The sequence below is a fragment of the Nostoc sp. FACHB-888 genome (genome assembly GCF_014696655.1).
Taxonomy (GTDB): domain Bacteria; phylum Cyanobacteriota; class Cyanobacteriia; order Cyanobacteriales; family Nostocaceae; genus Nostoc.
Map to the genome: position 1 here is coordinate 26,734 of NZ_JACJQM010000052.1, position 12,880 is coordinate 39,613.

The 12,880-nt window shown below is 40.6% G+C and carries 13 protein-coding genes; 6 read left to right on the top strand and 7 right to left on the bottom strand.

The window, feature by feature from the left end; all coding sequences use genetic code 11:
- Positions 1-95 precede the first annotated feature (95 nt).
- Complete coding sequence (locus H6G26_RS25115; RefSeq protein ID WP_190732263.1) at positions 96-899, top strand: Rpn family recombination-promoting nuclease/putative transposase; 804 nt, start codon at positions 96-98, stop codon at positions 897-899.
- A 116-nt stretch (positions 900-1,015) separates the two neighbouring features.
- On the opposite strand, the gene H6G26_RS25120 is transcribed toward H6G26_RS25115, so the two are convergent.
- From H6G26_RS25120 to H6G26_RS25135, 4 genes are all read right to left on the bottom strand, one after another.
- Positions 1,016-2,407 carry a malic enzyme-like NAD(P)-binding protein gene (locus tag H6G26_RS25120; protein ID WP_190732265.1) on the bottom strand — a complete coding sequence of 464 codons (1,392 nt, stop codon included), beginning with the start codon at positions 2,405-2,407 and terminating at the stop codon, positions 1,016-1,018.
- A 375-nt stretch (positions 2,408-2,782) separates the two neighbouring features.
- The gene (psbA, locus tag H6G26_RS25125) at positions 2,783-3,886 is read right to left on the bottom strand and encodes a photosystem II q(b) protein (protein WP_190732267.1); all 1,104 of its coding nucleotides are present in this window, start codon (positions 3,884-3,886) and stop codon (positions 2,783-2,785) included.
- A gap of 396 nt (positions 3,887-4,282) precedes the next feature.
- Positions 4,283-4,840: a phosphate-starvation-inducible PsiE family protein gene (locus H6G26_RS25130; RefSeq protein WP_190732269.1), complete on the bottom strand. Its 558-nt coding sequence runs from the start codon at positions 4,838-4,840 to the stop codon at positions 4,283-4,285.
- 81 nt (positions 4,841-4,921) lie between these two features.
- Complete coding sequence (locus H6G26_RS25135) at positions 4,922-5,842, bottom strand: tetratricopeptide repeat protein (protein ID WP_190732271.1); 921 nt, start codon at positions 5,840-5,842, stop codon at positions 4,922-4,924.
- A gap of 263 nt (positions 5,843-6,105) precedes the next feature.
- On the opposite strand from H6G26_RS25135, the gene H6G26_RS25140 reads away from it, so the two are divergent.
- Complete coding sequence (locus tag H6G26_RS25140; protein ID WP_190732273.1) at positions 6,106-8,154, top strand: elongation factor G; 2,049 nt, start codon at positions 6,106-6,108, stop codon at positions 8,152-8,154.
- A gap of 412 nt (positions 8,155-8,566) precedes the next feature.
- Here the strand turns inward: H6G26_RS25140 and H6G26_RS25145 are convergent, their stop codons facing one another.
- A complete protein-coding gene (locus H6G26_RS25145) occupies positions 8,567-8,992 on the bottom strand; it encodes a PIN domain-containing protein (RefSeq protein WP_190732275.1) in 426 nt (141 codons plus the stop codon).
- Complete coding sequence (locus tag H6G26_RS25150; protein WP_242053857.1) at positions 8,982-9,242, bottom strand: ribbon-helix-helix domain-containing protein; 261 nt, start codon at positions 9,240-9,242, stop codon at positions 8,982-8,984. The genes H6G26_RS25145 and H6G26_RS25150 overlap by 11 nt, the downstream gene beginning before the upstream one ends.
- Positions 9,243-9,483: 241 nt before the next feature.
- Between H6G26_RS25150 and H6G26_RS25155 the strand changes: the two genes are divergently transcribed.
- A complete protein-coding gene (locus H6G26_RS25155; RefSeq protein WP_190732279.1) occupies positions 9,484-10,380 on the top strand; it encodes a prohibitin family protein in 897 nt (298 codons plus the stop codon).
- Positions 10,381-10,555: 175 nt separating this feature from the next.
- Here H6G26_RS25155 and H6G26_RS25160 read toward each other — a convergent pair whose 3' ends face one another.
- Positions 10,556-10,870 carry a hypothetical protein gene (locus H6G26_RS25160; protein ID WP_190732281.1) on the bottom strand — a complete coding sequence of 105 codons (315 nt, stop codon included), beginning with the start codon at positions 10,868-10,870 and terminating at the stop codon, positions 10,556-10,558.
- Between the two features lie 230 nt (positions 10,871-11,100).
- Between H6G26_RS25160 and H6G26_RS25165 the strand changes: the two genes are divergently transcribed.
- The 3 genes from H6G26_RS25165 (at position 11,101) to H6G26_RS25175 (ending at position 12,693) form a co-directional block, all read left to right on the top strand.
- Positions 11,101-11,526 (top strand): hypothetical protein, encoded by a 426-nt coding sequence (locus H6G26_RS25165; protein ID WP_190732283.1) that lies wholly within the window; start codon positions 11,101-11,103, stop codon positions 11,524-11,526.
- Positions 11,527-11,536: 10 nt separating this feature from the next.
- Positions 11,537-12,187 (top strand): Uma2 family endonuclease, encoded by a 651-nt coding sequence (locus H6G26_RS25170; RefSeq protein ID WP_190732285.1) that lies wholly within the window; start codon positions 11,537-11,539, stop codon positions 12,185-12,187.
- Positions 12,188-12,300: 113 nt separating this feature from the next.
- Positions 12,301-12,693, top strand: coding sequence for a nuclease A inhibitor family protein (locus H6G26_RS25175; RefSeq protein WP_190732287.1), 393 nt, complete (start codon positions 12,301-12,303; stop codon positions 12,691-12,693).
- Positions 12,694-12,880 lie beyond the last annotated feature (187 nt).

A 12,880-nucleotide genomic window follows, 5' to 3' on the forward strand; every position in this document is an offset into this window, starting at 1 on the left:
ATTTATAATCCAATCACCAAATGGGGACGAGTGTTTCGCCGGCTACGCCTACATCAAACTGTAAAATATGCTCATAAAGTGTAAAACCAGCTACCTTGAAAACCGACAGTATCTTTTATCGTATCTTTCAAAGCTTACCTAGCACCTTTTTTGAACTTATTAACCAACCGCCATCACTGACCAGTGCTTATCAATTTTCTTCAGTAGAAGTCAAACAACTGGCATTTAGAATTGATGGTGTATTTTTACCCAATACTCCAGAACTACCCATTTATTTTGCTGAGGTGCAATTTCAACCCGATAAAAAAATTTATTCACGTTTATTTGCCGAAATCTTTAACTACCTTGACAAAACTGAATTAACCAACAACTGGCAGGGTGTTGTCATCTTCCCCAATCGTAGCGTTGAAACTGGAGATACAGAAAGATATACAGAATTACTTAATTCACAACGAGTGACTCGCGTTTACCTGAATGAGTTAAGCTCAATTCCCACATCATCAATTGGGATTGAGACAGTCAAACTAATTATCGAACCAGAATTAACTGCAACAACGAAAGCCATAGAGATTGTAAACAGCGCCCGAAAAGAAATTCTCAATGCCACCCAACAAAGGGAAATTATACAATTGATAGAAACGATATTAATCTACAAATTGCCGCGCTTGAGCCGGGAGGAGATGGGAAAAATGTTCGGATTAAGTGAGTTAAAGCAAACTAAATTTTACCAAGAAGTTTTTGCAGAGGGTAAAGAACAGGGTAAAGAAGAAGGCAAACAAGAAGGCAAGTTAGAAACAATACCTCAGCTATGGGCGTTAGGATTGAGTATTGAACAGATAGCCCAAGCGTTAGGTTTGGACGAACAAGTTGTTAGGCAAGCTGTACAACCAAAATCATAAAATGATGAAGACTACCCAAAATGATTTGCTGGTTTTGGCAATTTCCCTATAGAAGGCTGTGCTGTGGGACAGGCGAGACACCAATCCCACAAAAGTCATTAATTAAATTATTTTAATTAATTCCCAGCGATACCTTCTTGACGCGCTGCTTGTTGCACAGCAGCAGCAACAGCGCTAGCGACTCGCTCATCAAAAACTGAAGGGACAATATGTTCCCGATTTAAATCTGAAGGCTTGACTAGGGAGGCGATCGCATTTGCGGCTTCTAGGTACATTGTGGTGGTAATTGTCTTTGCCCGACAATCTAAAGCACCACGGAATACTCCAGGAAAAGCTAGGACGTTATTAATTTGATTCGGGTAATCACTGCGACCGGTAGCAATCACAGCTACGTCTTTACTGATTAATTCTGGCTGAATCTCTGGAATCGGATTTGCCATTGCAAACACAATTGGATCTTTCGCCATCGAATGCACCATTTCTGGTGTCAAAACTCCCGGTGCGCTGACTCCAATAAAGACATCTGCTCCTTGCATTGCACCTGCTAATGTACCCTGAGCTTTCACAGCAAATTCGAGTTTTTCTTCTGTTAAATCGGTGCGACTAGTAGAAATAATCCCTTTAGAGTCGCATATCCAGATTTTTTCTGCCCCAGCTTTCCTCAGTAACCGAGCGATCGCTACTCCAGCCGCCCCAGCACCATTAATCACGATGCGGATTTCCGCCATTGACTTATGTACTAGTTTTAAGGAATTGAACAATGCTGCCAAGGTGACAATTGCTGTACCGTGCTGGTCATCGTGAAAAACGGGGATATCTAACTCTTGGCGTAATCTCTTTTCAATTTCAAAGCAGCGAGGTGCAGCAATATCCTCTAAATTCACACCCCCAAAAACTGGCGCGATATTCTTGACTGTCTGGATAATTTCTTCTGTATTTTGGGTGGCCAGACAAATGGGAAAAGCATCTAGCCCCGCAAATTCCTTGAACAGCATTGCTTTGCCTTCCATGACTGGGAGAGCAGCAGCTGGGCCGAGATTTCCCAATCCCAATACGGCACTACCATCGGTAACAATGGCAACAGTGTTTTGTTTGATAGTTAACTTGTAAACTTCTTCTGGGTCTTGAGCGATCGCTGTACAAATTCGACCAACTCCAGGTGTGTAAGCCATTGCTAAATCAGACACACTTCTTAAGGGAATTCTGCTAGCAATGCTGATTTTGCCACCACGATGCAAATTAAAAGTGCGATCGTAGACACTGAGTAACTTAATGTCTGGCAATGCTTTCACTGCTTGCACAATGGTTTCAGCGTGTTCCGTACTAGCAGCATCAACGGTAATATCGCGGGTGGACTCTTTGCGAGTTTCCTCGATTAAATCAATTTGACCAAGATTACCACCAGTAGTTGCGATCGCCTGGGTTACCGATGCTAACATCCCTACACGATTGGGAATCTGCAAGCGTAGTGTCAAACTAAAACTAGAATTAGGAGTTAGGTCTGTCATGTTGATTTTGGATTTTAAGTTTTAGATTTTATATTGAATTGAGACAAAAACTAAAATCTCAGATTTGTAGTCAGTAGAAATACAATATACCTCTTGCAAAAGTCCCTAACACCCCAATCCAACACCTCTCGAAAAGCAAAGAGGGAAGACAAAGCGTAGCTTTGGCGGGGTGGGGTTCTTGTTTACTGCTCACAGTTTTAATAAGTATTTTTATACCAATGCATTTACTAATATAAATCAGTAACAATTTAGTAATTGTACCCAAATACACCAGATATTTTTTTAAAACTTTATTTGTGTAAATATTTGTATTAAGTATAAATTCATGAAAAAAGCGCCCTCTAGATAGAGAGCGCGGTGAATTTTAACTTACAATTAACTGTGAATTACAGGTGCGTAGGCGTAGCCCGTTGTAGACATCGTTGCCACAGGTACTGCCTCACCAACAGCTAAATCCAGGGGGAAGTTGTGAGCATTGCGCTCGTGCATCACTTCTATACCTAAATTGGCGCGGTTTAGTACATCTGCCCATGTATTAATTACATGACCTTTAGAGTCAAGAATTGATTGGTTAAAGTTGAACCCGTTAAGGTTGAACGCCATCGTACTGATGCCCAATGCCGTCAACCAGATACCAACTACAGGCCAGGCTGCCAAGAAAAAGTGCAAGGAACGCGAGTTATTAAAGCTGGCATATTGCCAGATTAACCGCCCAAAGTAACCGTGAGCCGCTACGATGCTATAGGTTTCTTGTTCTTGACCAAACTTGTATCCGTAGTTTTGAGATTCACTTTCAGTAGTCTCCCTAACTAGAGAGGAAGTCACCAAGGATCCGTGCATCGCACAGAAAAACGCACCACCGAACACCGCCGCTACGCCCAGTTGATGGAATGGGTGCATGAGGATGTTATGCTCGGCTTGGAACACAAACATAAAGTTAAATGTGCCGCTAATTCCCAGAGGCATCCCGTCAGAAAAGCTACCTTGACCAATTGGGTAAATTAAAAAGACAGAAGTCGCAGCAGCTACAGGAGCAGAGTAAGCAACGCAAATCCAAGGACGCATCCCCAAACGATAGCTTAACTCCCATTGCCGACCGAGCCAGCAGAAAATACCAATCAAAAAGTGCAAGACAATGAGTTGATAAGGCCCGCCGTTGTAGAGCCATTCATCCATCGAAGCAGCTTCCCAAATGGGGTAGAAGTGCAAACCAATGGCGTTGGATGTGGGTACAACAGCACCAGTGATGATGTTATTGCCGTATAATAAGGAACCAGAAACTGGCTCCCGAATGCCGTCAATATCAACGGGTGGTGCAGCAATAAAGGCAATAATGAAACAGATGGTAGCGGTTAATAGGGTAGGAATCATTAAAACCCCGAACCAACCGATATAAAGCCGATTGTCGGTGCTAGTAATCCATTGACAGAAACGATCCCACAGGTTGCCGCTTTCGCTTCTTCCGAGAGTTGTGGTCATAACTGTGTTGTTTATAAATCGTTGACAACAAAGGTTCCCAATTTTTCAGAATTGAGAATTAAGCTGTTTTCAAAGACTTTTGCCAAATACCTTCTCCCAATAGCCGGGATTCTCTGCAATTACCTCACACCAAAAATGCTGTTAACTAACTTTCCCAGGGAGACTGTGTGAAAAAAGGGAAAACTTTCTCGGCTCTTGATATCACGTTTTACATTAATAATTTGTATTTTTCAAGACATTATTTTTAAGTTTTGCTAAGTTATCAGTACACCCTCTGGTTAAGCGTAACCTCGCCCGTAAGTTCCGCAAACAGCATAAGTAAACAAGCAATTGTTAGTAGTGTTGGGAGGGGGGCAAAGCCCCGTACCTGTGATTGTCGGGAATGGTTACAAGAATTTATCCAAGCGGTTGATTCTCATCACATTGACGTGAATAGTGGAATTCAAACTCATCATTTTCCCGTTCCCTACCTCCTCTATACACAACTGGACAAAACTTAGTGTTAGCACTCATACAATCCATGTGTGGCGTTTTAGCACACACCACGAGTAGTCCACCCAAAACAAATAACAACCCACAAATTGCCAGCGTATTAATCCAAGAAATTTCTAGCGCTCCGTGAACTACTACCTCTCGCAGTAGAGACACAATTGTTACCTCAACTGCCACTCCTACAGAGATACTATGTTCTTGCAAATAGACCATTAATAGTCGGAATAACTCGACTAAAATCAACACAAATAGTATTTTTGCAGTCACATATTTATAATCTAGTGGCTGCGTGAGAGCGATAAATAACCCCCACAATTGGATCAGCATAACGGCAAACAAACCAAAACACAAAACAATCACAATTAAGTCTTGAAAGGCTTCCATATTGCGGACAATGGAGTGCCGATCAAGCCAGCGATCGCTAAATAAAAATCGACTTTTCTGGCGCTTTTGCATATACATTTTTCCAATCGGGACAACTTCAGACAACACCAGCGAGTCAACCCAATAGTTTTATGTTATGCAATATTAAGTTTTTGCGCCTCAGCGAGGTTTGTAATTTAAATTTTGTGCTTGTTGCAACAATTGCTCGGCATTTTTCGCCCACTGGGGATTACCCTGAGCATTATATAAATCTCTAGCAAATTGCAATACTTGTACTGCATCTCCATATTGCTGTAACTGCATAAAAACTAACCCTGCACCATAATAAGCATTGGGATAGTTAGAGTTAGCTTCGGCTGATTTTCTAAAACCCTCTAAAGCCTCTTGTAATTTGCGTTGCTGAAACCAAATTGAACCGAGATTGTAGTAAGCTTCTGGATATTTCGGATTAATTTTTACTGCCTGATTAAAGGCATCTCTTGCTTGATCGAGTTTACCTTGTTGGAGATAACACATCCCCATGTGGTAAGGAGGCTCTGGTGCATTTTTGCTATATTCTATGGCTTTTCTAAAAGATGCGATCGCTCGCTCACAATTTCGTTGCTGTCCTTGTACTAATCCCAAATTATAGTGGGCAAATCCTAGTTTAGGATCAAGTTCTAACGAGCGTTGCAAGTAATCGTTAGCTAACTGTAAATTATTGCCTTCTAATAACGCCCCACCTAAATTAGCAAAAGCTGGAGCAAATTTAGGATCGGCTTGCGTTGCCCGATAAAATGCATCCGCAGAGGGTTGTAATTGTCCAGTTTGTCGCAATGCTAACCCTAAATTATACTGTGCTGGTGCTAATGTCGGATCTAATTGGGTTGCTTGTTTAAAAGCTGCGATCGCATCTTGCACCTTTCCCGCCTGAATTGCTTGTAAGCCTTGGTTTAACCAGTCTATAGCAGTTTTACCATTAGATTGTGCCAGCTTTGAAGGGACAGGAGCAGATAGAGAAACAGAGGGAAAGGAAATGCTAACAAGCAGCATCAAACTTACTAACCCGGCTATGCGATATTTAAAGAATGATTTTCCCATTATTTTCTGACTTGCAACACTTTCGGTTAAATTTACTTTATAAAAACTTTTTTACAAAAATTTTTATTTTGCCATAAAAGCCCCTTTTTGTTAAGTTTTATTAAGCCAAATCTTACGACAGGCTACAATTTTTTTAAATTTAGATTAAAAGGAGCATAATAACAAATTAAAGAAGGGGTAATTTTGACTCCAGAGAAGCATTTTTTATCCCTGATATATACAGAATCGTGCGGTTAGGAAAGACTTACCGCAAGGGAGGTTTTATGAACGAAAAAGTAAAATCGGGTTCGCGGAATGTTGCAATTGTCGGGCCTTATTTGAGTGGAAAAACCACTTTACTAGAAAGCTTGTTATTTGTCACAGGGGCAATTTCTCGCAAAGGGAGTGTTAAGGACAGCAATACAGTGGGGGATAGTGCTGCCGAGTCGCGCGATCGCCACATGAGTGTAGAAGTCAGTGCCGCTAGCACTGAGTATAACGGCATTCGCTTTACTTTTATTGACTGTCCAGGAAGTGTAGAATTTGCCCAAGAAACGTACAATGCTTTAATGGGAGTGGATGCGGCAATTGTAGTTTGCGAACCCATACGCGATCGCGTCCTCACCCTCGCTCCTCTATTTAAATTCCTCGACGATTGGGAAATTCCCCACCTCGTCTTCGTTAACAAAATGGATCGGGCAAATATTCACGTTTTAGAAACGTTGCACGCCCTGAAAGCAGTATCTAGCCGTCCCCTGGTAGCGCATCAATATCCCATCATGAACGGGGAACAACTCACCGGCTTTATTGATATGGTGAGTGAACAGGCATATCAATATCATCCAGGCGCACCTGCCGATCCCATTCCCTTCCCCGAAAGTTTAAAAGAAGAAGAACATACAGCACGGGCAGAAATGCTCGAAGCCTTAGCAAATTTTGACGACCATTTACTCGAAGAACTTTTAGAAGACATTGAACCACCTCAAGAGGAAATCCTCAAAGATTTAAAAATGGAATTAGGGGCAGATTTGGTAGTGCCCGTTTTCTTTGGTGTAGCAGAACAAGATTATGGTGTTAGACCTCTATTAGAAGCCTTGTTACGGGAAGCCCCTGAACCAGAAACCACAGCAGAACGTCGTTTAAAAAACATAAAAGGTGATACACCTTTAGCGCACGTATTAAAAACTTATTACACTCCCCAAGGTGGCAAACTCTCTCTTGTGCGTGTTTGGCGAGGTAAATTAACTGATGGCATTGTCCTCAATGGCATTCGCACTGGTGGAATTTACCGTCTCATGGGACAACAACAGCAGTCAGTTAACCAAGTTAGTGCTGGTGAAATTGTCGCATTAAGCCGTTTAGAAGGAATCAAGACAGGCGATACAATTTCCACAGAACAGCAGTCGGCAATAAAATTACCCAAAGCTGTAGAGTTGGAACCAGTGTATGCTCTCGCTATTACACCAGAAAAGCGCAACGATGAAGTAAAACTTAGCAGTGCCATCACCAAGTTATTAGAAGAAGACTGTTCACTTGCTTGGGAACAACACGGCGATACTCACGAAGTTATCTTGTGGGGACAAGGCGAGATTCATTTACAAGTCGCCCTAGATAGACTGCGCCGCAAATATAACTTGCCGATGACAACTCATTTACCGCAAGTACCTTACAAAGAAACTATCCGTAAAACAGTGGCTTCAATTCATGGGCGCTACAAGCACCAAAGCGGTGGTCACGGACAGTTTGGTGATGTTTTTCTCGACATCAAACCCCTACCACGCGGCACAGGTTTTAATTTTAATGAAACCATTGTTGGCGGTGTGGTTCCTAAACAGTACATTCCTGGGGTGGAAATGGGCGTGCGGGAATTTCTGACACATGGGCCTTTGGGCTTTCCAATGGTGGATTTGGCGGTAACTCTGACTAATGGTTCGTATCACAACGTTGATAGTTCCGAACAAGCCTTTAAACAAGCTGCCCGATTGGCAATGCAAACGGGAATATCCCAAGCGGAACCTACACTGCTAGAACCAATTCTGCGGGTGGAAGTGACCACACCTAGCGAATTTACCTCCAAAGTGCTGCAACTGTTGAGTGGTAGACGGGGGCAAATTTTAGGCTATGAAGGCAGAAACGATTGGCAAGGCTGGGATAATATCTCTGCATACTTGCCACAAGCAGAGATGCAAAACTTTATTGTAGAACTGCGATCGCTCACCTTGGGCGTTGGTTCCTTCCACTGGGAATATGACCATCTCCAGGAAGTACCAGAAAAACTCGCCGAACGCGTCATTCACAGTAATAGCAATGGTGGTAACGGCAACGGCAAATAATTTTGGATTTTAGATTTTGGATTTTGGATTAATCTAAAATCAATACTGGCCCGGAACTTTAAGTTTCGGGCTAATAACTAAAGGTCAATATAATTCTCTTTATGCTTTCCCGTTTATAATAGGGTTTATCTGAATCTCCACTAATGCGTAAGTGTCAAATAAAATTTAGCATCAGCGATCACAATAATTAATCAACTGTGAACTTATTAGCACAATTGAGTGAATCTCTGTTCCACTTACACCGGCCTGTTGAGCGATCGCTTTTAGCAGATGTTCTTGGTAATGGTGATAACGGCAACAGCAAGTAATTTTGGATTTTGAATTAATTGTAGAGTTGCGTGGGCTTTGCCTGTCGCAGGCATCGCTCCAAGGCTGAGATTCCCGACTTCTCTAAGAAGTTGAGGAATCTTTTTCAATCTATAAAAGGATTCGTAAAACGTACGCCCTCAACCGTCGCACCTGATGCGAAGTCCTCAGTATAAACTTCTTCAATTTGGTTGAGTCGCGCCGTTGCCCAAATTTGCGCGTCCCAAAATCCGAAGTGATGGGTTTCCACGCCGCGAATTGCTTCTAAAGAGATGAGTCGTGTAATATCAACGACATGGCAAGCAGCTAAATAATTACGCATTCGCACCAGCGCCTCAGCAGGAGTTAAAAGCGATCGCCGAGTCCGGGTTGTGGCCATAAAAAACTCTCCCAACACTTGGGTACTAATTACCGCCTTACGAGAACGAATTAATTGGTCAGTAAGTGCGATGGCGCGTTCCTGTTTTGCGGTATCTAGTGGATCGTAGATGTAAACGAGAATGTTGGTATCAAGTAAAATCTTACCGTTCATAGAGGTCTTCACGCTGCCAGTCCCGACCTCCAAGTTGAGCAGGTCGAGTTTTGATTTGATCAATAAATTCTCTTTCGGCTTCCCACATTGCAAGATTGGTTTGGGGTGCAGTTATTTCACCAAGATGAAGGTCAATAGCTTGGCGAATAATCTCTGCTTCACTTACACCCGCTTGTTGGGCGATCGCTTTTAGCAGATGTTCTTGATGCGGTTCAATATAAATCTGCTTACGAACTTTACTCGACACCATTTGAATTTTACATAATGTATACATTACATTATACATTACTTGCTAATAGCGTAGGCTTTGCCCGCCGTAGGCATCGCTCCAAGGCTGAGATTTCCAACTTCTCTCAGAAGTCGGGAATCTTTATTTAATCTGTAATAAAGATACGTAAACCGCTAACTTGCGTGAAATGGTATTAGTTTCATAAAAGCATTTGGGAATTATGTGATTAAGTATATTCGTCTTAATTACAGAGAAAAAACTCATGGGCTTTATAGTCTCTCTTTTAACTAGCCTAATTGCAATTCTCGTTTATCTCAATACAAGTAAGATATCCGGTGAAAAGTCACGTTTAGCAATACGCACAATTATGATATTGATTAGCAGTATTGCAGTCCTGAATTCTATTTCTAGGCTTTTAGTGATTGTCCCGCCAGGCAATGTCGGTGTCGTCAACTTGTTTGGCGATGTTTCCGAAACTACTCTTAATCCTGGTGTTCACTTGCTTAATCCCTTTAACAAAGTGCTGAATTTTTCCACTCGCATTAAGGATGTAAAAGAAAATGTAGATGTAACATCCCAAGAAGGTTTGAGCCTAAATCTTGATGTCAGCCTTCAGTACAAGCTCGATCCGCAAAAGGCAGCTACAGTATATAAAACAATTGGAACTGATGAAACACAACTGGTGATTTCCAGATTCCGCTCTACTGTCCGCGCCATTACGGCAAACTACCCAGCCAGTGCTATTTACTCTACCAAACGCCAAGAAATTGCCCAAAAAATTGACCAACAACTCACCCAGGAGATACCCACATTGGGTTTCATCGTTGAGGAAGCTCTTTTGCGAAATGTCAAAATGCCTGATACTTTACAAGCTGCAATTCAAAACAGACTCAAGACAGAGCAAGAAAACCAGCAGATGAAATTTGTTTTAGAAAAAGAGCGTCAAGAGGCAGAACGAAAGCGTATTGAAGCGCGAGGTATAGCTGATTCGCAAAAAATTATCTCTGCTGGACTTACCAACCAAGTACTACAACTGCGAGCGATTGAAGCCACAGAAAAGCTAGCTCAATCTAATAATTCTAAGCTTGTAATTATTGGTTCTGAAAAAGGCGGTATGCCTATTATGATCCAGCCAGAAACAGGAACCTCAAAGCCCTAAAATTTTTTCTCAGGTTAATGGCTTGGCAAATAATCTTTGCTTCACTTACACCCGCTTGTTAGGCGATCGCTTTTCGCAGATATTTTTGACGTGGTTCAATATAAATCTGCTTATGAATTTTGCTCGACACAATTTAAATTGTGTATTAATTTATAGTAATATTGCGATTGCTACCTCAGTGTTGTGAGACATCGCTTAAAAAGTATATACGCTTCAACAAATGAACACTGGGATTATTAATAGTATTTCCATAGGCAGCAGAGGACTCTACGATAAGAAGCTTATCGTCACAAGTAAAAAATTCTTTAAATTGCCTATGGAGACTTTCAACATTTTCATCTTCTGACACACTAATCCACCATACATTTTTCAAAACTTTCTTAGCACCAGCATCAGCCCTGATTAACTCTTGTTCAATTTGCTTATAATCTTCACTACGGTTTTCTGTGTCTATCAAATCATAGAGAATAAAAAATTGTTTATTTTTCATAACAACACTCATAAATACCAAAATAGAGATTGATGTTACTATTCATATTTAAAAAAATCATGCTAGTAAACAGTACAAATACTGGTATTTAGAATAAATGCATTATATTATGGATTGTTTTGTAGTAGTATTGCAAGCACAGATTTATCTTATGCAAAGCTGAGGGAGTGGGGTTTTATGGATTTTATTATTAGCTACTGTGGTCGCAAAGACGTAAAGAAGAGTGCAAGATGTATATTATAGTTTGGGTAAACTATAATACAGGATTATGCGATGTAAATTTCCATATACTTATTATGTTTGTGTTTTACAACGACAAGAATAAAAAGCTAGAAATAATAGAGATAAAATCAGGAATTAGAGCCTTAGATATAGCAATCAATATTTTTAATTGGCCAAATTATTTTTTGATAAACTTATTTAATAACTTAGTAGATAAAATAAATTCACCAGGTAATCTTTCACAAAATGATAGTGAAAATATAAGAAAAATCATTGAGGAAGGTCGTAAACAAAAAGTTTCAGAAATGGGGATCGAAATGAGTCGTGATGTTGCTACAGGAGTTAGTATAAACGGTATAGAAGGGGTTGACGTAACAATTGGGTGTAAAGGTAATACTAAATATGTGATGAAGGTAAAATACAAATACGATTAGGTGAAGAATAATGGTAACACTTCAATTACAACAATTAAGTGTTCCACCAGGACATAGAGTAATCCTCCATGATGTTAGCTGGCAAGAATTTGAGGCGATTTTAGAAGAACTTGGCGACCATCGAGCCGCTCGATTGGTTTACAGCCACGGAACTTTGGAGATGAGAATGCCATTACCAAAGTATGAGAAAGCCAAAGTCATCATTGGGGATTTGGTGAAAATTCTGCTTGAAGAATTAGAAATTGACTGTGAAACATTTGGCTCAACCACCTTTAAACGTGAAGATATGGCTTTTGGTGTAGAGCCTGATGATTCTTTCTACATTCAAAATCATGCTCAAATGATTGGTAAAGAGCGAATAGACTTGACGATTGATCCGCCACCCGACTTAGCAATTGAAGTTGATGTTACTTCCAAAACTCAACTTGATGCTTACGAAGCTTTGCGAGTTCCTGAACTGTGGCGATATGAAGATGGGAAGCTACAAATTAATATTCTTCAGGATGGCAAATACATTGAGTCTGAAATTAGTTTTACCTTTCCCAACTTGCCCATTATTGAAGTAATTCCCCGGTTTGTCGAACAGAGCCAAACTTTAGGTAGAAGTCCAACGCTTAGAGCATTTCGTCAATGGCTAAGAAAGCAAATTAATCTAACTTAATGTAATTGTTGCTCGATCCGTCCAAAATCTCATACCCAATAGTCGAGTTGTCTTATTCGCACCTTGCTGCTAGCTGAATGATACAGTATGAGCGTTGCTAGAAACTGATGACTATGAGCGGCGAGATTGTCGAAAAACTGAAGGAAGCTAGTACTGGGTTGTTAATGATGAGCGAGTCAGATTACCCTTTTGATGTTGTTCAGTGGGAAGGTGCTGCACCTGCAACACAAGAGAAAATATTACAGCTAACAGGTTCTCAAGACCAGCCAGTAGAAATAGTAGACTTGGACTATCTCTTTCGTAATTGTGCATTTGAGCAAGAGTGGCACAATGAATTACAGAAAAAAGATGTTAAAAAATTTCAAACACTTGTCCAGACGCTTAAAGATAATCTTAGTGACATCAGCGTTTATCGTGTTGGACAAATAAATATTGATGCTTACATCATAGGACAAACTAAAGATGGTGACTTAGCTGGAGTAGTAACAAAACTGGTTGAAACCTAGTAAGCAGGTTAGAAATTTATCTAAATAAAAACCTAGCCATATAGATGGCTAGGCTTTCTCATTTTTGAAATCATCTAAACTTATAACCCATCTTCCGCACTTCAAAAAGTATTATAAATAATACAAAAATAGTTACTAAGAATATTCATACTATTAAGTATTAATACTGGTAATAGTTATTGGCTGG